This is a genomic window from Clostridioides mangenotii TR (assembly GCF_000498755.1).
GTDB classification, from domain to species: domain Bacteria; phylum Bacillota; class Clostridia; order Peptostreptococcales; family Peptostreptococcaceae; genus Metaclostridioides; species Metaclostridioides mangenotii_A.
On record NZ_AXUS01000008.1, the window covers coordinates 34,041 to 55,962 of the forward strand.

16 protein-coding genes and 1 pseudogene are annotated in these 21,922 nt (G+C 31.8%); 14 read left to right on the plus strand and 3 right to left on the minus strand.

Annotated features, from left to right (window positions below):
* Positions 1-116 precede the first annotated feature (116 nt).
* Positions 117-3,089: a cell wall-binding repeat-containing protein gene (locus tag T473_RS17185; protein ID WP_051365876.1), complete on the plus strand. Its 2,973-nt coding sequence runs from the start codon at positions 117-119 to the stop codon at positions 3,087-3,089.
* A 30-nt stretch (positions 3,090-3,119) separates the two neighbouring features.
* Here the strand turns inward: T473_RS17185 and T473_RS17665 are convergent, their stop codons facing one another.
* Genes T473_RS17665 through T473_RS0105515 form a run of 3 tightly spaced genes read right to left on the minus strand, consistent with a single transcriptional unit; the run spans position 3,120 to position 3,758 of the window.
* Positions 3,120-3,266 (minus strand): YvrJ family protein, encoded by a 147-nt coding sequence (locus T473_RS17665; protein ID WP_077065772.1) that lies wholly within the window; start codon positions 3,264-3,266, stop codon positions 3,120-3,122.
* A 12-nt stretch (positions 3,267-3,278) separates the two neighbouring features.
* On the minus strand, positions 3,279-3,503 hold the full coding sequence (locus T473_RS0105510) for a DUF2922 domain-containing protein (protein WP_024621001.1): 225 nt from the start codon (positions 3,501-3,503) through the stop codon (positions 3,279-3,281).
* Between the two features lie 33 nt (positions 3,504-3,536).
* Positions 3,537-3,758, minus strand: coding sequence for a DUF1659 domain-containing protein (locus T473_RS0105515; RefSeq protein ID WP_024621002.1), 222 nt, complete (start codon positions 3,756-3,758; stop codon positions 3,537-3,539).
* Between the two features lie 196 nt (positions 3,759-3,954).
* Between T473_RS0105515 and T473_RS0105520 the strand changes: the two genes are divergently transcribed.
* The 13 genes and pseudogenes from T473_RS0105520 to T473_RS19980 all read left to right on the plus strand — a co-directional run bounded on the left by T473_RS0105520 (position 3,955) and on the right by T473_RS19980 (position 21,914).
* Entirely contained in the window at positions 3,955-4,212 is a 258-nt protein-coding gene (locus tag T473_RS0105520) for a Mor transcription activator family protein (RefSeq protein WP_024621003.1), read from the plus strand.
* Positions 4,213-4,415: 203 nt separating this feature from the next.
* Positions 4,416-4,694, plus strand: a complete 279-nt coding sequence (locus tag T473_RS0105525) for a Mor transcription activator family protein (protein WP_024621004.1) — start codon at positions 4,416-4,418, stop codon at positions 4,692-4,694.
* Positions 4,695-4,893: 199 nt separating this feature from the next.
* A complete protein-coding gene (locus tag T473_RS0105530; RefSeq protein WP_024621005.1) occupies positions 4,894-6,963 on the plus strand; it encodes a cell wall-binding repeat-containing protein in 2,070 nt (689 codons plus the stop codon).
* Positions 6,964-7,280: 317 nt separating this feature from the next.
* Positions 7,281-9,662 (plus strand): preprotein translocase subunit SecA, encoded by a 2,382-nt coding sequence (gene secA / locus T473_RS0105535; RefSeq protein ID WP_024621006.1) that lies wholly within the window; start codon positions 7,281-7,283, stop codon positions 9,660-9,662.
* Between the two features lie 319 nt (positions 9,663-9,981).
* Entirely contained in the window at positions 9,982-11,853 is a 1,872-nt protein-coding gene (locus tag T473_RS0105540; RefSeq protein ID WP_024621007.1) for a cell wall-binding repeat-containing protein, read from the plus strand.
* A 4-nt stretch (positions 11,854-11,857) separates the two neighbouring features.
* A complete protein-coding gene (locus T473_RS19040) occupies positions 11,858-12,268 on the plus strand; it encodes a PIG-L family deacetylase (protein WP_242825867.1) in 411 nt (136 codons plus the stop codon).
* Positions 12,262-12,567: a hypothetical protein gene (locus T473_RS19045; RefSeq protein WP_242825868.1), complete on the plus strand. Its 306-nt coding sequence runs from the start codon at positions 12,262-12,264 to the stop codon at positions 12,565-12,567. Before T473_RS19040 ends, T473_RS19045 begins: the two co-directional genes overlap by 7 nt.
* Before the next feature lie 84 nt (positions 12,568-12,651).
* Positions 12,652-13,938 carry an acyltransferase family protein gene (locus tag T473_RS0105550; RefSeq protein WP_024621008.1) on the plus strand — a complete coding sequence of 429 codons (1,287 nt, stop codon included), beginning with the start codon at positions 12,652-12,654 and terminating at the stop codon, positions 13,936-13,938.
* 187 nt (positions 13,939-14,125) lie between these two features.
* Positions 14,126-16,159 (plus strand): cell wall-binding repeat-containing protein, encoded by a 2,034-nt coding sequence (locus T473_RS0105555; RefSeq protein WP_024621009.1) that lies wholly within the window; start codon positions 14,126-14,128, stop codon positions 16,157-16,159.
* Positions 16,160-16,698: 539 nt separating this feature from the next.
* Positions 16,699-17,385 carry a sugar transferase gene (locus T473_RS0105560; RefSeq protein ID WP_024621010.1) on the plus strand — a complete coding sequence of 229 codons (687 nt, stop codon included), beginning with the start codon at positions 16,699-16,701 and terminating at the stop codon, positions 17,383-17,385.
* A gap of 94 nt (positions 17,386-17,479) precedes the next feature.
* Positions 17,480-18,535 carry a cell wall-binding repeat-containing protein gene (locus tag T473_RS0105565; protein ID WP_024621011.1) on the plus strand — a complete coding sequence of 352 codons (1,056 nt, stop codon included), beginning with the start codon at positions 17,480-17,482 and terminating at the stop codon, positions 18,533-18,535.
* A 78-nt stretch (positions 18,536-18,613) separates the two neighbouring features.
* Positions 18,614-20,164: a murein biosynthesis integral membrane protein MurJ gene (gene murJ, locus T473_RS0105570; protein ID WP_024621012.1), complete on the plus strand. Its 1,551-nt coding sequence runs from the start codon at positions 18,614-18,616 to the stop codon at positions 20,162-20,164.
* Positions 20,165-20,208: 44 nt separating this feature from the next.
* Positions 20,209-21,914, plus strand: a pseudogene (locus T473_RS19980) (phospho-sugar mutase).
* Positions 21,915-21,922: the final 8 nt, after the last annotated feature.

The following is a 21,922-nucleotide window of genomic DNA, read 5'->3' on the forward strand; positions in this document are numbered from 1 at the left end:
AATAAAATAGAAAAAATATGGAATTGTTGCTATGTAAAACCAAATAAGTTATAATATTCCATAATGCAATAAATATGTAAAAAGAAGTAAAATCTTAATATACGGGGTGAAAATTAATGTTGAAAAGAAAAAAAATCTTATCGAAGTTACTTGCCACTACTATGGTATTAACATCGTTTACAGTTAATGCAAGTGCAGCAGAAGTAAATTCTGATACTATTCTTGGTGGAAGTAATAGATTCGAAACAGCAATAAAAATAAGTGAAAATGGGTGGTCTACTTCTGACCGTGCTGTTCTTATAAATGGGGAAAAAGGATTAGTTGATGCTTTAACAGCTACTCCATATGCATATACAAAAAATGCACCTATATTAATAACTGCATCAGGTAAACTTACACCAGCAACAGCTAACAGACTTACTAAAATGGGAGTTAAAAATGTTGATGTAGTAGGTGGAACAAACTCAGTATCAGAAGGTGTTGTTACTGAACTTAAAAACAAAGGCATAACAGTAAACAGAATATCTGGAGCATCAAGATATGACACAAGTTTAGCTGTAGCAAAAGAGATAGATAAAATACAAGATGTAGCTCAAATAGCTGTTGTAAATGGAGATAAAGGTATTCCTGATGCTGTAAGTGTTGCAGCACCAGCAGCAAGCAAAAAGATGCCAATACTATTAGCAGAAAATAACGGATTAAACGCAGCAAGTAAGAAATTTGTTGATGGTGAAGGGGTTACTAAATCTTATGTAATAGGATCAACAAATTCAGTATCTGATGGCGTAATGAACTCTTTACCAGGAACTAAAACTAGACTTGGTGGAGCTAACAGACATGACACTAATGCTGCAGTTATAAAAGAATTCTATACAGCTACTTCTTTAAGTAATATATATGTAGCTAAGTCAGGAATGGTTAAGTCTAAAGACGAGATAGTTGATGCTTTATCAGCAGGTGTTTTAGCTGCTAAGAATGGTAATCCAATTGTTTTAGTTGGAAATAACATAGAGACTTCTCAACAATCATTACTAGCCAGCAAGAAGTTTACTAAGATGACTCAAATTGGTATGGGTGTTCCTGCTAATTCTGTAAATCAAATAAAAGCTACTCAAGCTGATGAAGAATCTGTTGTTAGTAGTGTTAGCGCAGTTAATTACAATACTTTAAAAATAACTGGTAAATTATTAGATAAGTTAACTACAGGAAGTTTCTCTATATCAGGAAATAGTGTTAGTTCATACTCTCCTAATACAGCTGGAACTGAAGCAACTTTAGTTTTCAATAGCGCTTTTGGAGCAAATAATACACTAAGTGTTAATAGTAACCTAGGAAAAGCTACTAGTCATAATTTTACATACAATACAAATGTATCAAGTGTTCAAGCTAGTACAAAAGAAGTTGCAGAAGGATCATCAGCTACTTTAGAGTTAACAGTTAATGGGAATGACAAAAAATCACTTCGTGAATTAAAGGAACAAGGATGGACTATAGAGTTTATATCTAAATCAGATATATTTTATGATGTAGAAGCTTCTAAAGATGGAGAATTTATATCAGAAAATGGTCGTTTAAAGACAACATTAAAAGCAGGGGAAACTCATAACTATAAAGTTATTATCAAAAATGGGAACACAAAATATGAGAGTACATTAACTGCATTTGAGGTTGTTGATAAAGCCGCTGCATATGAAAGTATAGTTTCTAGTAAATTTGATTTGACTATAACAACAGCAAATAGTAAACCAATAAATACTGATGTAAATACTATTACTAGAGGAGAATCTGCAGTAATAAATCAAATTGAAGTAAAAGATTCATTAGGAAATACTAAAAAAGTTGATATTAAAGAGTTCGATATAACATCTAATAATAAAGGTGTTTTAGATATACAGAATGGAAATACGTTAGTAACTATGGGTGGTGAGGCAACAGTAACAATAACAGTTAAAAAGGGAAATCTAAGCAAGAACTTTAGTGTTGTTGTTAAGCCAGCAGAAAATCGTAAATTTGATAGTGTAACTTTATCAAAGTCGACTATTAAATTAGCAAAAGGTGCTACTGGGAAAGTTGATGTTAGACTACTAGATCAATTTGGTGCTCCGTGGGAAGATGACACTAAACTTACTGATGAAAAGGTTATGTTAGACAAAAATCAAATAGCGACAATTTCAGAAAATCAAGAAGCGGGCTCTAATCTAAGAACGTTAACTATAACAGCATCAAGTGATAATGCAGGAGAGAATGGAAGAGTTAAAATCGCAAAATCCGAACTAAGAGTAGATATAAGTGCTAATAATGAAGCGACTTATTATGAATTTGATGTATTAGAGGGCGGAAGTAAGAATATAGATGTATATACGCCAAATAACAATAATTACGAAAAAGAGGTTGTATTAGGCATTAATGGACTAACGACTTCAAATGGTTATTCGACAGGAGCTATAGACTTATCAAAAGTAAAATTTTCAGATAGTATTCCAACTAAAGAATCAGACTTTGATAGTTATGAGTATATAGTAGCTCCTAGTGTAAAAGATACAGTAAATTTAGATTTTAAGAAGGATGCTAGTTTAAATAAAATTGCGATTAAAGTTAAGGCATTAAAAAAAGGTACTCCAACATTATATATTTATCCAAAGGCTGTAGCAACAGCAACATCTGCAACTTCTAAAGGTTCTATAGGTTTATCAGTAGCTGATACAACACCTAAATTAACAAATCTTGATTTTGAATATGTTGGGGATATTAAAGAGGCAACTAGCTTTGATTTAATGTCTAAATTATTTGATATAAGAGAAGTTGGTACTGGACAAAATCTAAAAAAAATAATAAATAATATAAAAGTGGAAGGTGTAGCTAATGAAGTTTTAGTAAATAATGTTGGCAACAAATTTAAACTATATGCAAACAACACAAGTACGCCTATTGCTGATATTGAAATAACTAATACATCGGGGGCAAGTATAGTTAACGGGGAATTGACTGCTAGTAAAGGCAATAAAGATGGAACAATTGTAATTAATGTATATAAAACAGGAGAAAGTAAGGTATTTAAGCAGAAATTAATATCTGTAAATATAAAATAAAAAAGTGGGCTTAAGCCCACTTTTTTTATTCTATTTTATTTCCAATATACTCATAGCCAACTTATCAATACTATCGCTAAGACCTACCAACTTACCCTCTATCCTAATAAGCAAGTACATACACAAAGCGATAGGAAAGCCAACATTCGTGATCAGAAATTGTATATCATCAAACATAGAATCACCAACCTATACTAACTCGTAAACAGTAGTATCAGTCTCAGTAACCTTAGCGCTATCTAAAGAAACGAAATCTTTTCCATCAACAGCAAATATATTTTTACTAAGTATCAACCCCATAGTAGACTTTATCTCTTCTTCAGTTATATCAATCTTAGGATTATCAATTGAAATCGATGCAGACTTATCAGCAGAAGTCATAAAGCTCATAACTAACTTTCTTTTAGTTTCCATACACTACCTCCTTAATATAATTTTATATTTAAACTACTTAGATAAAGTTGAATTATCTATTTTGTTAACTTGCAATAAATTGAAATCCTGTAAAGACATAATAGATTCAACGATTTCGTAAATATCGTCATCAAGAGCATCAAATTTAAGATTATTAAATGATATACTCCTAACTATAGTCTTTCCTTTCTCATCAATACCACAATCCAAACTGAGTTTTATACTAGATGAATTTTTAGTTGAAACAATTGCCATAAAAGTACCTCCTAGTTTTATTCAAAGTATGTGCACAATTACTTTGTAACTTTATGATAGCAAGATATGTGTTTATGTAGTTAAAACACTAGTTATTAAAATATATTTCAAAAAAGTTTGTCCAATTAATTTATATTTAACTATTGGATATATAAAGTTAAAATATAACCAATAAAAATTGATTGGAGGAAATTATATGTTAGTAAGAGTAGACGATATACCAGAAAATTTTCATGCAATGTTAGAGGTTATAGGAATAGAAAGCTTTTTAGAATTATCTAAGCTTTATGGAGGTATGAATATGTACATGCCTATATACAGCTGTATCATTAGAGAGGCTAGAAATAGAGAAATAATAGAAAAATACAATGGTGTCAATTCAAATCAATTGGCAATAAAGTACGGGATAAGCAGTAATAGTATAAAAAGAATTGTTCGAAATATATGTAAATAGGAAAATGATGGACATGTATACAAAAAAATTAGTTAAAGTTAATATATAATATAGTTAATAAAGATAATTTTGAAGAATAAATTAAAATCAAATGTGTATCATTAGCAACAAGTAGACGTAAAATACTATCAACAATTTAAGTTATTTTAAAACAATATGTAATAGAAACATATAACAAATAATATACTTAGGAGGGGATAGATATGAACGATATTGGAGATTTAATAAAAGAATTTAGGGAAGAAGATGTGAAAACAAATATTAGAGAAATATTAAAAGTTTTGGAAATTGAGGATCTACTTAAATTAAGTAAGAAATGGGGCGGAGGACATATATATCTACCGACGCAAGAGTGTATTTTGAGAGAATCACGAGATAGGTTGATTTTAAAGAGATTTAACGGGAAAAACTATGGAGAATTGGCAAGGGAATTCCATATGTCTGAGACTAATGTTAGAAAGATTATAAAGAATAAAAAATAGCAAAGGCAGAGTGGTTAAAAAAGGAAGAATAATTAGTAAAATTTAATTTTATTTCAAGTTTTAGGAAATAAAAATGGTAAAATCTATTGAAATGCTGAAAAATTTAGTATATGATAGATATGTGAGAAATACGAGAAACAACGGTTAATTTACATAAAAAGAGATGTAATTAATATAATTGTCGGGAGGAAATAAAATTATGAGCAAAAAAAGAAATTTAGCAGTATTAATGGCTGCAGCTACAGTTGCAACTTCTGTTGCTCCAGTATTCGCTGCTGAGGCTGCAGATTTAGACGAAGCAAGTCTAAGAACGAAGGTACAAGAGTTATTAAACGTAAAATATTCTGATCCTTCAGAAGAAGGTAAAGAAGATAATGGTGTTGTTGATGGATCGTATACTAACTCAGTATACAAAATAATGGCAGGATCTACAAGAATTAAAGATATTGCAGATTTAAATGTAGCAATAGAAGATGCTAAAGTAGCAGGTAATGACTTAGTTGTTACAGTGATAGATAAAGGTCATGTTAAAACTAATGATGGAAAAATAGTTTATAAAATAAAAACTAAAAATGAATTTGTTGAAAAAGTAGATACTACTTTATTTGATGCAATTAAAGTTGCAAGTCCAGCAATCAAAGATGCTAAATACCTTGATATAAAGGGAGAGTATACTGATGAAGATGCTAAAGCAACAGCTATTGAAGTTGAGTTAATGAATGGTAAAAAGTTCAATGTTGAAGCAGGACAATTTGCATTAGAATTCAATAAGCCATTAGACGCTAATGGAAATGCAATAGTTGGTTTAGATACTGATTCAGATTTATCAGTTAAGAAAAGTGTTAACAGCTTTGAGGTAAAAGAACTTACAGGAGATGCAACATACAAAACAGCTCCAAGTTTTAAATTCGCTGAATATACAATGGGAAGTAAAGTTACAATAGAAAAGAACTTATCTGACTACTATTCTAAAGATGGTGGATATACAGAAATAGGAGTTAACTTAGTAGAACAACTAAGTAAAGCAGTTGATACTGGGGAATCATCAATTGTTGTTGATGGAGTTAGATATGCTGTCAAAGGTATAAATGCTGCTGGAACTTCAATAAAAGCATCTAAAGATGGTTATGAGTTAACAATGAATTTCAATTATAAGAAAGCTGATGCTACAAAATGGTCAGATATAAAATTAGTTCTTAAATCAAATTCTCAAGAGGATTTATCTAGAGTTAAAAATGATATAATAGCTAAAAATGAAGTTGTTGAAGGTAGACTTACTACTTTAGCAGGAGAAAATAGATTTTCTACAGCAGTAGAAGTAAGTAAAGATGCATATGAGCCATTTAAAACAGCTGCAACTGATAAAAAAGCTGGTGCGATTGTCCTAGTTGGTGAAAATGCTATAGTTGATGGTTTAGCTTCTGCTCCATTAGCATCACAAAAAAATGCTCCAATATTATTAACAAAAGCTGATGCAGTGCCAGCTCAAACTATGGATGAAATAAAAAGAGTAGTTGATAAAGGTGCTGATATATATGTAGTAGGTGGAAAAACTACAATATCAGAAGCAGTTGAGTCTCAATTAAAGAGCGAATTAAATGCTAGTATAATAAGAGTTTCAGGAGAAGATAGATATGCTACTTCTACTGCAATAGCTGAAAAATTAGATAAAAGTAAAAATGATGCTAAAAAAGCTTATGTAGTTGGTGGAGAAGGTTTAGCGGATGCTATGAGTATAGCTGCATATGCTGCTCAAACTGGTGCTCCAATATTAGTTAATCCATCAGATAAATTAGCTAAAGATGTTAAACTTTCATTAAAAGATCAAGATATAACTAAAGTTGCAGTAATAGGTGGAGCAACTCATATATCTACACAAGCTTTAAAAGATATAGCTGATACAGATGGAATAACTGAAGCAAAAAGAATATCTGGAGTTAATAGATCAGAGACTAATGCTAAAGTTATAAAAGGTTTCTATGCTGAAACTAGATTTGATAATCCAAAAGCTGATTCAGTGTTTATAGCAAAAGATGGTTCTGTTGGTGGAAATGGTCAATTAATAGATGCATTAGCAGTAGCTCCTTCAGCTGCTAAAGCTCAAGCTCCAATAGTATTAGCAGGGACTACTTTAAGTAAAGATCAAGATGATAATGTTAAAGCATATGTAACACTTAATAATAAACCTGACGGTAAAAAAGTTTATCAAGTAGGTCAAGGTGTTGCAGCGGATGCATTAAAAGCTGTATTAAAAACATTTGGTTTATAAGATTAAATTAATCTGATATAAATAAAAAGGATTTTCCATATGGAAAATCCTTTTTATTATAAAAACAACAAAAACGAAAAAGGAACTAATCCCAGTGAGCGACGCTTACCGAGATTAGTTCCTTTTTCTGTGAGAAATACCTGAAATATAAGATGTAACCACTTTATTTCAAGTAAGACGATTATACTATATTTTCCAGTAAATGTCTATTAATTAAATTCTTAAATAAGAACACGTTTTCCTTTAACCAAAAAGAAGATTTATTTATTGATTTAATGTATAATAGATACTGTAGATTTTTAACAGGAGGAATGAACATGTCAATATTAGATAAAATTGTAGATAAGTCGGATAAAATAGAAATTAAATCACTTAATCATATAGTAGATAAGATAGAAGATATTGAAGAAAAGATTCAGGCAATGACTGATGAAGAGTTACAAGGTATGACAGCTATCTTTAAAGATAGATTAAATAAAGGTGAAACACTTGAGGATATTATGGTGGAAGCTTTTGCTGTTGCGAGAGAAGCGACTAGAAGAATACTTGGAATGAGACAGTATAGAGTTCAGCTTATTGGTGGCATAGTTCTTCATCAAGGTAAAATTGCAGAAATGAAAACAGGTGAAGGTAAAACGTTAGTTGCCATAGCTCCAGTATACTTAAATGCTTTAGATGGAAAAGGTGCACATGTAATTACAGTTAACGATTATCTTGCACAACGTGATAAAGAGCAAATGCAACCGGTTTACGAATTTTTAGGCATGTCCGTTGGAGTCATAATTCAAGATCAAGATCCAACTCTTAGAAAAGCACAATATAACTGTGATATTGTATACGGTACAAATAATGAGTTTGGTTTCGATTACTTGAGAGATAACATGGTTACTAGAAAAGATGATAAAGTTCAAAGAGAGCTTAACTTCGCTATAGTCGATGAGGTGGATTCAATACTTATAGATGAAGCAAGGACTCCGCTTATAATTTCTGGACAAGGTGATGAAAGTACAGCTCTTTATCAACAAGCAAATGTACTTATAGAAACATTAAAAGAAGAAGATTACGAAATAGATAAAAAGGACAACTATGCTAACTTGACTGATACTGGTATGAAGAAAGCTGAATCGTTCTTTAGTCTAGAGAATTTAACACATATAGATAACTTAGAGATTTACCATCACATCAACCAAGCTCTTAGAGCTCACAAACTTATGGATAAAGATGTTGATTATGTAATCAAAGATGGAGAGATACTCATAGTTGACGAGTTTACTGGAAGAATCATGGATGGACGCAGATATTCTGATGGACTTCATCAAGCTGTTGAAGCTAAGGAGAGAGTAGAAATTAAAAATGAGTCTAAGACAATGGCTACTGTTACATTCCAAAATTTCTTTAGATTGTATAAAAAGCTATCGGGAATGACAGGTACTGCCAAAACAGAAGAGACTGAATTTGAATCGACTTACAATATGAACGTTATCCAAATACCTACAAATAAACCTATTCTTAGAGCAGATTTGCAGGAAAAAGTATTTAGAACAGAAAAAGCTAAATACAATGCGGTAGTTGAAGAGATAATAAAAGTACATAAAACTAGACAACCTATATTAGTTGGTACGGTTTCTATAGATAAATCAGAAATGCTTTCAGAGATGTTAAAGAAAAAAGGCGTTAAACATCAAGTGCTTAATGCGAAACAGCATGATAAAGAAGCGGCTATAATCGCAAAGGCTGGTAAATTGGATACGGTAACTATTGCCACAAATATGGCTGGTAGAGGGACTGATATTTCTCTAGGCGCTGGTGACAAAGAAGAAGAGGAACAAGTAAAGGCTCTTGGTGGTCTTTATGTAATTGGTACAGAGAGACATGAGACTAGAAGAATAGACAATCAGTTAAGAGGTCGTTCTGGTCGTCAAGGTGACCCTGGTACATCTAGATTCTTTGTGAGTCTTGAAGATGAGGTTATCAAACTGTACGGTGGTAAGAGTATAGAGAAGATAATGTCTAGGATGAAGGGCGATGAAAATGAAGCTCTTGAAAGTAAAAACCTATCTAAAAACATTGAGAGAGCTCAAAGAGGAATAGAAGGTAAAAACTTTGAGATAAGAAAAAATGTACTTAAGTACGACAATGTTATAAATCAGCAGAGAAAGATAATCTATGGAGAAAGAGACAAAGTTCTTGATGATATAGATTTATCAGATGAGATTCAAAAGATGGTTAGAAGTATAATTGAAGATGCTGCTAAGAAGTACTTAACTAAAAATAGAGATTACGTTAGATATCTAAAATATCTTTACAATGCCTTTATGCCAATAAACACTATACTGATTCCAGATATGGACAGCATGAGTGTGGACGAGCTTGTAGAGTATACTTACGATATATCTAAGAGAGTTTACGATCTTAAAAAGATGGTTACTGGTATAGATAGAGTTAAAGAACTTGAGAAGAAAGTATTACTTCAGGTAGTCGATTCGTATTGGGTTGAACATATAGATGCTATGGATCAGTTGAGACAGTATATAGGTCTTAGAGCTATAGGTCAAAAAGATCCAGTTAAGGAATACGAAGTCGAAGGGTTCCAGATGTTTGATGAATTAAACGACAATATAAGAATAAACACTGTAAAATATCTGTATAAGTTTGATGAAGTTGAACAAGAAGAAAAAGAAGCGCAAGAAGATCAATAAGAATAACAAAAAATAGTCGGCTTTAAAAAGCGACTTAAAAGATAAATACAAATAAAAAAAGAGACCGAGTGATCGGTCTCTTTTTTCGTGTGAGTAATACGGAAAAAAGAGATGTTTGAAATTTCTTTCGTCCTAATAGCTATTATACTATAAAGATTTTTAATTGTCTATTGAATAATTCGCTTATGATTGAATATTATTACAAAATTGTAACCTTTTTTTCTCATATGAGGTTAATAGTTCCAATAATGTTGAAAGCTACTACAATATGTAATATAATGAATGAATTAGAACTAATCTAATATAAGGAGGTAAGTGTATGAATAAAAAATACCTTGCAATAGTAATGGCGGGAGCAACTGTAGCTACATCAGTAGCACCAGCGTTTGCTGTAGAGGAAAAACCAGAGTTTGACAAAGAGACTGTAACAGTAAATGAATCAGAAGGTTTATTATCAGAGATTAAATCAAAGTATATAGACTTAGAATACAATGCTCCAGGGGAAACAGTTCTGCCAGTTTATGAAATTAAGGCGGATGGAGTAGTTATAAAGGATACAGAAGATCTTAAAAAGAAAATTGAAGCTATTCCTAACAACGCTCAAATGGTTGTTAGAATAACTGACAAAGGTCATGCCAAAGTAAATGGAAAAATAACTTCAAAAGCAGTTGAAAAATATGAAACTTTAGCTGATTTATCAAAAGAAGTTAAAAATATAGAGGATTTAATTAAAACAAATACTAAAGGTCTGTATGGAAAAGCAACTGTAACAGTATCTTTAGATGAAACTAAAGAAATATTAGAAATAACTTTAGTGGATAAAACAGAAACTGGAAAGACTACAAAGACTATAACTTTAAAAGTTGGGGACAAAAAAGTCAATTTAGAAGCTCAACCTATAGATAAAGCAGGTAATAAGATAGAATTTGATAAATTAAAAGTTGAGAATATAGTTGCGCTAGGAGAAGCTGATCCAGTTAAGTTACCATCAAAAATAATAAAAGAAGTAACTATCAAAAATGGAGAATTAGAAGTTTTACCAGCTTCAGAAATATACGATGGATACAAACTATCAGTAAAAGGTGTTGAGATAGCAAAAGACAAAGATAAAAAAATAAGTGATATATCAGAAAAAGACGAAAAAACAGGAAAATACAACTACGTAGTTAAATATATAGATCCAGCAGGAAATCCTATAGAATTAACTATAGAGAGTACAAACTTAACAACTATAGAAAAATCAAGAAATGCGTTGCTTAATAATGATGTTAAAGTAAACGTACTAGCAGGAGCTAATAGATATTCTACAGCTATAGAGATAGCTAAAGAATCTGGGCTTAAAGATAATATAGTAATTGTTAACTCAAGTAAGATAGTTGATGGGCTTGCAGCAACTCCGTTTGCAAAAATGAAATCTGCGCCAATACTTTTAGCTTCAGATACTGATGTGCCACAAATTACTATAGATTACATAAAATCAGTAATAAAATCTAACCCATCTGCTAACATATATATCGTTGGTGGAGAGTCAACAGTTTCTAAGGAAGCTGAAAAACAACTTACTGGTATAACTAAAAACGTTGAGAGATTAGCTGGTGTTGATAGACATACTACTTCACTAGAAGTTGCTAAAGCTATGGGTGAAGTATCTACACCTACAAAAGCGTATGTTGTCGGTGCAAAAGGTGAGCCAGATGCTATGAGTATAGCTGCGAAGGCTGCTGAAGATTACTCTCCAATAATTGTTAATGGGGGAAGTGGACTATCTAACGACTCTTTGACTATGCTTAAAGACAAAGAGATAGATATAATCGGTGGATATAATAGCGTTTCTTCATCTCTTGAAAACGACCTTAAGTTAGTTGCTAAAGACAGCAAAGTATCTAGAGTCGAAGGAGAAAATAGACATGATACCAATGCTAAGGTTATAGAAAATTACTACACTGATATAAACACACTGTATGTAGCTAAAGATGGGCAAGGAAATAATAATATGCTTATAGATGCTCTAGCGGCAGGAACTTTAGCGGCAAATAATGGACCAATACTTCTTGCGACAGAGAAAATGGCTGATTCTCAAGAAAATGTTCTAAAATCTAAAGAAAATAAACCAGGAACAGTTGTACAAATTGGTAATGGAATAAAAACAGCTGTTTACACGAAATTAGCAAGTATTTTAGGGTGGGAATAGAAAAATGATGATGGAAACAACTTTATTTTTTACACCTCATCAGGATGATGAAGTTCTAAGTATGGGAAGCGCAATAATTGAACATGCAAAAGTTAGCGATACTCACGTTATACTTTGCTCCGATGGATCGAAGTCAACTGTCAGAAAAAGACTTAGTGAAGATGGTACATGCTCGTTTCACTTAGGATATCATGGATTCTACCTAACAGAAAAAGAGTTCTCTGGTTATAGGGATACTGAGTTCAAAGAAAGCTGTGAGGCTTTAGGTGTAAAAAAAGAAAACATTCACGCTGATAAAGATAGAGCAGTAGATGGAAGTTTGACAAAAGAAAAGGCTCGAAAGATGATTTTATCTTATCTTGAAAAATATCCGAATGCAAAGGTTAAGACTATCAGCCTTTTGGTGATATGTTGACTCAAAATGACCACAGAGCTTTGGGCGAAGCCGCATTAGAGCTTTATGAAGAAGGTAAGATAAAAGATTTAAGATTTTATGTAGAGCCATATAAATATGAAGAATTTATACAAGATAAACCTGATGTAAGGTCTTGGAGAGTTTTAAATGACGATGAAGAGAAGTTGTTCAAGGCGATAAAGGCATATAAGAAATGGGATCCAAAAGATCGTAGATTTGCAATAGGGTACCATTCAGTAAGTTCGTACTTCGATTCTCTTGAAATCAACAAGATACAGTATATACATACACCAGAGTAGATACACAAAGGCTCATTGAAAATTAAATTGTATTTTCAGTGGGCCTTTTATATTTTATATAAATTTAAAAGTGGTGGTGGTTTTATGAGTTATGTGTTAACTAATTTAGGGAGAACAAGAAAGCCTGTTGATGGAAGAGATGTTCTAAAGGATCTAAATAGCCCAGATTACGAAGAAGGGAGCAGTACTGGAAGCAATAAAAAAAAGCAAGGTAGCAAGTCGAGTTATTCTAGGAAATCTAGTAAAGACACTAAAACTCGAAAAAGAGTTAAATCAATAGATGTAATAAGGGGGTTGGCTATTGCTCTTATGATAGTGGTTAATAATAAACCGCTCTGGCAGAGGGTTTATCCGCCACTTATACATGCAGAATGGAATGGGGTTACTTTGGCAGACTTTGCATTTCCGTTCTTTGTAATATCATTAGGGGTTACTATTCCTATATCTATAGATAGTAGATTAAAGAGAAATGATTCTATACTTAGTATTTCACTAAGTATATTTAGGAGAAGTGTGATGCTTATTCTAATCGGCATATTTCTAAATTACTTAAAAAATCAGGATTTAAAAACTATTAGAATATTAGGTGTGCTTCAAAGAATGGGGCTAGTGTACTTTGTAACTAGCTTTATCTATCTTTTAATGAAAAAAGCTAAAAAGAAAGATTTGTATATAGTAACATCAATGATAACTATATCTGCTTTTATTGTAGTTGTATATTATTTTATAGCAAAACCTTATGGTTTTCAGATGGAAGGATCTCTAGCTCAAAGAGTGGATATGTACCTTTTTAAAGGTCATTTGTACAAACCTAATTTTGAACCAGATGGATTTCTTACTAGCATTGTATCCATATCATCTGGTATGCTCGGATGCTGTATGGGAAAGATTGTAAATAACAAAAAGCTCGGAGAATACAAGAGATTTTTATTTCTATTAGTTTTTGCTGTAGTTACTCTATTGTTGGCTAAATACTTCAATAACTATTTTCCATATAATAAGAGACTCTGGTCGAGTTCTTTTGTGTTGCTTACAGCTGGTAGCTACGGTGTACTTTTATCGATACTGTATTTAATTTGCGATATTTTAAAGGTAAATAAGATATTTACACCTATTATTGCTCTTGGAAGTAGTCCGATATTTGTGTATGTGGCTTCGGAAAGTTTGTCAAGTTTGTTTTTGCATAAAATGGTTGCATCAAATATGCCGCCTTATAATTCTGTGTATTTGATTGATAACTTTACTTATAAATATATAACACCTTGGGCGGGATCGACTTGGGATTCGTTAGTATTTGTGATTGGATACTTAATTATGTGGATGATAGTGATGATGATTATATATAAAAGGGATATAGTTATTAAAATATAGTCTAATAATGCAAGTGGTAATTTATGGATAATATTCTGGATGCGAGTAATATCGGGAAATATTAACAAAGATTGTAAAAAATTGTTACCTTTTTTCTTAAGATATTACAAAAATGTTACAATTTGTATTTCATTGTGCTATAATGAAAAAAGATTGAAAATTGTTGAGTAATTTAGGAGGGGGTTCTATGAGAAAATTAAACAAAATATTTGCAACCGGAATGTTATCTATGGCGTTGGTTACACCAAATATGGCTATAGTAGCTAATGCTAGTACAGTTGAGAATAACAACTCAGACTTAAACATAAATTTAGAAAAGAAAAGTGTACTTCTTGGAACGAAGTCAAATGCTAGTGTTAAATTTAAAGAAAAGCCAAATGCAGACAGCATAACGCTTAATTTTTTGTGTTATGATATGGAGCTTGAAGCAACTCTAAACTACAATGAGTCGACTGGTGAATACGAGGGCGTGATCGAATACAATAAAGATCCAGAATATTTAAACGTTTGGGAACTACAAAGCATAAAAATAAACAACCCTGAGAAATCTGAGGTTTTAAATAAAAAAGATCTTCAAAATATGGGTCTAAAACTTAGCGACTACGATGTAACTCAAGAGTTTATAATAAGTGATGCAAATTCGCCAAAAGCTCTTCGTGCATTTACGCAAAAAACTTCAGCCCCGATAACTAAGTTATCTGGTTTAGATAGATACGAAACAGCTTCTGCTATAAGTAAAGAAGCTTATCCAAATGGAGCTAAGACAGTGGTAATAGTAAATGGAGAGCTTAGTGCAGACGGGATAGCAGCGACTCCATTAGCTACAGCCAATGATGCTCCAATACTTCTAACATACAAAAATGGTTTACCAAGCAGCACTAAAACAGAGCTTAAGAGATTAAATCCTAATAAAGTAATAATTATTGGTGATGAGGGTTCTGTTTCTGCTAAGGCACTTACAGATATAAAATCTACAGTAAATGTTACGAGTACACGTTTAGGTGGAAGTGACAGAATGCAAACATCATTAAAGATTGCAAAAGAATTAGACAAAACTGTTGATGTAAAAAAAGCGTATATAGCTAATGGATATCAAGAGTATGATGCTTTAAATATAGCTTCAAAATCAGGACAAGATAAACAACCGATAATACTTACAAATAAAGAAGCAATACCAGCTGAAACTTTAACTTGGTTAAAGGGTGAAGACTTAGAGACAGCTTACTTTATAGGTGGAGAGGCTAGTATAGATACAAATGTTATCCATCAAATGTCAGCAATTACTCCATCATACCCTACAAATTCTGACCAAAATATATACAAGCACAGAGTTTCAGGTAGTGATAGACATGAAACTAATGCAAAAGTTATAAGTTATTTCTATCCACAAGAAGAGTACAATTCTGTGCTAGTTGCAAAATCAGATATAATAGTTGATGCTCTTGCAGCTGGACCACTAGCAGCGAAGTTGAATTCTCCAATACTTATAACACCGAAAACTTATGTTTCTGCTTACCATACAGATAACTTAAACGCTAAAAAAGCAAACAAGGTTTACCAAATAGGTGGAGGAATGAGAGATAGTGTTATCCAATCGATAGCTACAAGTCTTTCTAAACATACTACTACTCCAGACCCTGGTACAGGTAGCAAGACAGTAGTAATAGATCCAGGACACGGTGGAAGTGATTCAGGGGCAGTAAGTGGTCAAAACGGTGGAGCTAAAGAAAAAGAATACACTCTTAACACAGCTTTAGCAACTACAGAGTACTTGAGAAGTCAAGGTATAAATGTTGTAATGACTAGAGACACTGATAAAACAATGGCTTTAGGTGAAAGAACAGCTATATCAAATCAAGTTAAACCAGATTTGTTTACAAGTGTTCATTACAACTCTTTCAATGCGTCTGCAAACGGAGTTGAGATATTCTACCAACTTAAAGATAAAAACGGCGGTTTTACAAAAACTGCTGCTACTAATATACTAAACAGTATTTTAGCTGAATTTAATTATACAAACAGAGGAATAAAAACTAGAGCTTTAAGCAATAGCCCTAATACAGATTACCTGTATGTTCTTAGGAACAATAACTATCCATCAATATTAGTTGAATGTGCTTTTATAGACAGTGCTAAAGATATGGGTCAATTAAAAACTAATGAACAAGTTAAAAAAATGGGTACTCAAGTAGGTAAAGGAATCGTTAAGTCATTAAAATAATGAGTGCGTAATTGCAAAATCATTATTAATATATATCTTGCAATGAGTATAAATAGGAGGAGGGTAACATCTTTTACAAAAAATGTTACTTTTCTCCTAATTTATTATAGAAATATAATTTATTATATTGTATTTCTATAATAAATTATAATTTGAAAACTTGGGAGGAAGATATGAGAAGAATAATAGAATGTGCTTTTATAGACAATTATAATGATATGTAAAAACTTAATACTAGCGCTAAAGTAAAACAAATAAGAACTTAAGTAGGTAAAGGATAGTTAATACTTTAAAATAAGAAAAATAATTTAGTGTATTTTTGTTAAGTTATGTAGAAAAAAATGCCAAAAAAGTTAAAAATATAAAGTGAAAATATGTCGTTTTAGGCTTGAATATGATGAATTGCCTAGTACGACGTATTTTTTAAAGAAATAATTTATTTACAATGCTGTTTCTTATATTGATTAAGTGTAGAAATTTGAGTATAATATATGAATAAGTTAAAATATAAAAACAATATTCCAATGATGGAGGTAGCGATGTCTGGATATACTAATGAAGATTACGAAATAGCTGAATTACAGAACTATCCAGGAGCAGATAAAGAGATTGCAAGTGAGATTGACTACAGTATGGTTAGAGGATCGATTCTTTTTGATGCGTATCAAAGAGTATTAGATGTGGTCTTGTCTTTATTAGGACTTGTAATAGGTATACCTATAATAGCGATATTTGGAATTCTTATTAAGATAGATGACAAAGGACCAATTACTTATAAACAAGAGAGACTAGGAAAATGCGGCAAAAGCTTCTATATATATAAATTAAGATCTATGAGGTTAGATGCGGAAAAATATGGTGCTCAGTGGGCAGAGAAAGATGATCCTAGAATTACAAAAGTTGGAAAATTTATCAGAAAAACTAGAATTGATGAGATTCCACAGCTATTCAACATACTAAAGGGAGATATGGGTCTTATAGGGCCGAGACCGGAAAGACCAAACTTTACTGTTCAGTTCAATGAAGAAATACCTGGTTTTGTGAATAGACTTGCAATAAAACCAGGACTTACTGGATGGGCTCAAGTCAATGGTGGGTATGAAGTTACTCCTGAAGAGAAACTGATTGAAGATATCTATTATATTAAAAATAGGAGTGTATTTTTGGATTTTAAGATACTCCTTAGAACTGTAAAAGTTATATTTACAGGTGACGGAGCTAGATAATTTAAATATTTAGATTTTAATCAATGATTGAGCTCTTTAAATAGAGCTTTTTTATTGCTAAAAAAGAGATTATTAGAAAGGGATTTGAGAATACATGATAAAGAAACTTTCTGTTGCATTATCCATAGCTTTAACTATAACTATATCTTCTACAACTTATTTAGATGCATTAAACGCTGATAATGTAGATGTAATTGATGGGACGACACAAGAAATTTCAATGGAGTTAAACAAAAATGTTTTTAAGAGGTCTGACAACATTGTACTAGTAAATGAAGATTCAATTATAGATAGCCTAGGGGCTACACCATTAGCTCACGCTAAAAATGCTCCGCTAATAGCAGCTAAGAAGAAAAACTTGGGTAGAGTAACTACTAATTATATAAAAGAGCTCGGTGTTAAAAATGCCACTATAATAGGTGGAAGTGGAACTATCTCTAAGGAAACAGAGGAATCTCTAGAGAGAATGGGAATTACCGTTGATAGAGTTAGAGGAAAGGATAGATACAACACATCTATAAATTTAGCTAGAGAGCTGTATAAGACTAAAGGATTTGATAAGGCTTTTGTGGTTAGTTCTAAAGCTGGTTTAGAGAACCCTCTATCTATATACGCTTATGCGGCACAAAATGAATATCCTATAATATGGGTTAGCGATGATAACCTTGATGACGCAATAGATTTTCTAAAAGGAAAAGATTTAAAGGAAATCTATGGAGTAGGAGATTCGCCCGAGTTTACTTCTGCACTGACTGAAGATTTGGATAATGTAAACCTTTTGGGTGAGATTAATAAATCCAAGTCTAATGTTGGATTAATAAATGAGTTTTACAATATGGATGAAGTTAAAAAGGTATATACTGTAAATATCGAGTTTGGGACCCTTTCACAGGTAAAAGAATATATTTCTTTGGGAGCAGTAGCTGGTGAAGACAAAGCGCCGATACTTGTTTGTAATGAACGTTTCACTCGTTCTCAAAATAAATTTTTGGAAAATAACAATATAGAAAAAATAATTGAAGTAGGCGATGAGGTAGAACCATATAGTTTTGCTAAAACTATATTTAATAAAGCCTTTATTTCTGCTGCTATTTTAATAGTATTGTTGGTAATGTTAGCATATAGAGGGATTAGATACGAAGTAAAATAGAACTATTAGGAGGTCTTCAGGTGTTAGAACACATTTATTGAAGACTAGTGAGAGTTAACTTAGATAAGGAGAACTAGGATGTCAAAAACAGCTAAGGCAGCAGCTTGGATTATGATGGCTACAATGCTTTCGAAAATTTTAGGTTTTTTTAGAGAGCAGATTTTTGCTAATTTTTATGGTACTGGAATATACGCGGATGTATTCGTACTGACTTTAAATATACCAGCTTTGATTATGCCAATAATAGGATCGGCTGTTGCTACTACATATATACCTATGTATGTTGAGACTAAAGAAAAAAAAGGTGAAGAAGAAGCACTTAAATTTACTAACAATGTTTTAAACGTATGTTATATATTGGCTATAGTAATTTCTTTATTGGGTCTAATATATACAGAGCAATTTGTTAAGGTATTTGCGGCAGGGTTTGTTAGCAATCCAGAAAAGTTTAAAACAGCAGTGATTTTTACTAAAATTATGATATCTGGTGCTTTATTTATAACTGGAAGTAAAATTATAGGATCATACCTACAGGTAAATGATAGTTTTACGGCTCCGAGTCTTATTGGACTTCCGTATAACGTTATATTGATTTCAGCGATAATAATAAGTGGTTTAACTAAAAACATATATATATTACCGGTTGGGGCTCTTCTTGCGATGGCGAGTCAACTTTTCTTTCAAATACCATTTGCAAAAAAGAAGTCATATAAATACCAGACGTATTTAAATTTTAGTGATGAATCGATTAAAAAGCTTGGTATTTTAGTGATGCCGATGCTTTTAGGGGTATCTGTAGGTCAGATTAACACATATATAGATAAACTTCTAGCATCATTATTATTAGATGGAAGACTTTCAGCCCTTAACTATGCAAACAAATTAAATGAGTTCGTACTCGCATTATTTGTTACATCTATAATAACTGTAATATATCCAAAATTATCAAAGCTTTCAAATAGCGATGATAAATCCGGTTTTATAAATACTATAGTTAGATCTTCAAATGTCGTTGTATTGGTGGTTCTTCCAATTTCAGTTGGATTTATAATATTCGCTGAACCTATAGTAAGAATTTTGTTTGAAAGAGGTATGTTTAATGCAGAGTCTACTCAGCTGACTACAATTGCTCTACAGTTATTTTCACTGGGGCTTTTAGCTTGTGGTGTAAGAGATGTTCTGTATAGAGTGTTCTACTCTCTATCTGATACTAAGACTCCAATGATAAACAGTAGTATATCTCTAATCATAAACATAGTATTAAATTTAATATTAATAAAGCCTTTAGGACATGCAGGGCTTGCTTTATCTACAAGTATATCTTCCATACTTACTGCGATCCTTTTATTCTTTTCTCTAAGAAAGAAAAAAGGTCACTTTGGAGGTATGAGAATAGTTAAGACTGGATTAAAAAGTGCCTTGGGTACGGCTGTTATGGCTGTAGTTGCTTGGTTTACATACAGTAAACTATTTGGTTTCCTTGGAGCTGGGCTTATAAATGAGATTCTTTCTGTTGGAACGGCTGCATTATTAGGAGCAGGTATCTACCTATTTATAATAACTTTAATGAAAGTGGAAGAAGTAGATTTAGTATTTGATTTATTAAAAAAAGGAAAAATAAATTGTTAAAAAGATCTTAGATTTAATTTTGCTATATTCGAAAGGATGATTTTATGAACTATAGAGAAAAATATGAGAAGTGGCTTAATTCTTCATTTATTGATACAGAAACTAAAAATGAATTAAAATCGATAGAAAATGATGATAAAGAAATACAGGATAGATTTTATAAAGATTTAGAGTTTGGAACTGGAGGACTTAGAGGTGTAGTTGGAGCGGGAACTAATAGAATGAACGTATATACTGTTAGACGTGCTACTCTTGGAGTTGCTAATTATATTTTAAATACTTACGGAGAAATAGGAAAATCTAAAGGCGTAGTGATTGCGCATGATCCAAGGATTATGTCAAAGGAATTTTCGAAAGAAGTGGCTACTACATTTGCGGCATATGGTGTAAAAGCATATTTATTTGAAGACATAAGGTCTACTCCAGAGCTATCATTTGCTGTTAGAAATCTTGGATGCATAATGGGAATTGTTATAACTGCAAGCCATAACCCTAAAGAATACAATGGTTATAAAGTCTATGATGAAAATGGAGGACAAGTCTGTTTAGATGTAGCAAATGAGATAATATCTGAGTTCAATAAAATAGGAGACTACAGTGAGATAAATACTGTAGACTTTGAAGTATCTTTAAAAAATAATATGATAACTATACTTGATAAAAAAGAAGATCAAGACTTTTTAGATGCAGTAAAAAAACAAGTTATCAGACAAAATATAATCGATGAATACAGTGAAAAATTAAAAGTTATTTACACACCTATACATGGAACTGGAAATATTCCGGTTAGATCTATATTAAAAGAAGTTGGATTTAAGAACATAAATGTAGTAAAAGAGCAGGAGTTACCTGATTCCAACTTTTCAACAGTAAAATATCCAAATCCAGAAGAAAGATCAGTCTTTGATATAGCGATAAAAATGGCTAAAGATAAAGGCGCTGATTTAATTATTGGAACTGATCCAGACTGTGACAGAGTTGGAGTTGTCGTTAAAGATTCAAGTGGAGAGTATATTGTTTTAAATGGAAACCAAACAGGATCTCTATTAGTTAGATATATTATCGAAGGATTAATAGAAAAGAATAAACTTCCAAAAATAATCCAACGATTATAAAGACTATAGTAACATCTGAGTTTGGAGCTAAAATAGCATTGAGTTATGGAGTAGAATGTCTGAACACTCTTACTGGATTCAAATTTATCGGAGAGAAAATCAATGAGTTTGAGGAGAGCAAAGAAAAAACATTTATAATTGGATATGAAGAAAGCTATGGATATCTTATGGGAACACATGCTAGAGATAAAGATGCAGTAGTTGCTTCACTCATCATATGTGAAATGGCAGCGTACTATCTATCTAAAGGGATGAGTTTATACGATGCTCTAAAGGATACATACGATAAGTTCGGATATTATAAAGAAGGACTTAAATCTTATACTCTTAAAGGTCTAGATGGTGTTAAGAAAATTGAAGAGATAATGAATTACTTTAGAAATAACGATATTAATTCATTTCAAGATATAAAAATAGAAAAATTTAATGATTATAATGAAGGAATTGAAGACCTTCCAAAATCAAATGTGTTAAAATATATATTGGACGATGGTTCTTGGATAGCAATTAGGCCATCTGGTACAGAGCCTAAAATTAAATTTTATTTCGGTGTGAATTCAAACAGTGAACAAAGCTCTGAACAGAAACTTGAAAAACTTATGAGTTGTTTACAAGAGATAGTTGAGGCTATATAGAGGAGAGA

Bases quoted from the DNA above. Each gene is read 5' to 3' on its own strand.
- T473_RS17665 (WP_077065772.1), bottom strand. From the start codon at position 3,266: ATGTTTGATGATATACAATTTCTGATCACGAATGTTGGCTTTCCTATC.
- T473_RS19040 (WP_242825867.1), top strand. From the start codon at position 11,858: ATGATGATGGAAACAACTTTATTTTTTACACCTCATCAGGATGATGAA.
- murJ (WP_024621012.1), top strand. From the start codon at position 18,614: ATGTCAAAAACAGCTAAGGCAGCAGCTTGGATTATGATGGCTACAATG.
- T473_RS0105540 (WP_024621007.1), top strand. From the start codon at position 9,982: ATGAATAAAAAATACCTTGCAATAGTAATGGCGGGAGCAACTGTAGCT.
- T473_RS0105525 (WP_024621004.1), top strand. From the start codon at position 4,416: ATGAACGATATTGGAGATTTAATAAAAGAATTTAGGGAAGAAGATGTG.
- secA (WP_024621006.1), top strand. From the start codon at position 7,281: ATGTCAATATTAGATAAAATTGTAGATAAGTCGGATAAAATAGAAATT.
- T473_RS0105550 (WP_024621008.1), top strand. From the start codon at position 12,652: ATGAGTTATGTGTTAACTAATTTAGGGAGAACAAGAAAGCCTGTTGAT.
- T473_RS17185 (WP_051365876.1), top strand. From the start codon at position 117: ATGTTGAAAAGAAAAAAAATCTTATCGAAGTTACTTGCCACTACTATG.
- T473_RS19045 (WP_242825868.1), top strand. From the start codon at position 12,262: ATGTTGACTCAAAATGACCACAGAGCTTTGGGCGAAGCCGCATTAGAG.
- T473_RS0105560 (WP_024621010.1), top strand. From the start codon at position 16,699: ATGTCTGGATATACTAATGAAGATTACGAAATAGCTGAATTACAGAAC.
- T473_RS0105520 (WP_024621003.1), top strand. From the start codon at position 3,955: ATGTTAGTAAGAGTAGACGATATACCAGAAAATTTTCATGCAATGTTA.
- T473_RS0105530 (WP_024621005.1), top strand. From the start codon at position 4,894: ATGAGCAAAAAAAGAAATTTAGCAGTATTAATGGCTGCAGCTACAGTT.
- T473_RS0105555 (WP_024621009.1), top strand. From the start codon at position 14,126: ATGAGAAAATTAAACAAAATATTTGCAACCGGAATGTTATCTATGGCG.
- T473_RS0105510 (WP_024621001.1), bottom strand. From the start codon at position 3,503: ATGGAAACTAAAAGAAAGTTAGTTATGAGCTTTATGACTTCTGCTGAT.
- T473_RS0105565 (WP_024621011.1), top strand. From the start codon at position 17,480: ATGATAAAGAAACTTTCTGTTGCATTATCCATAGCTTTAACTATAACT.
- T473_RS0105515 (WP_024621002.1), bottom strand. From the start codon at position 3,758: ATGGCAATTGTTTCAACTAAAAATTCATCTAGTATAAAACTCAGTTTG.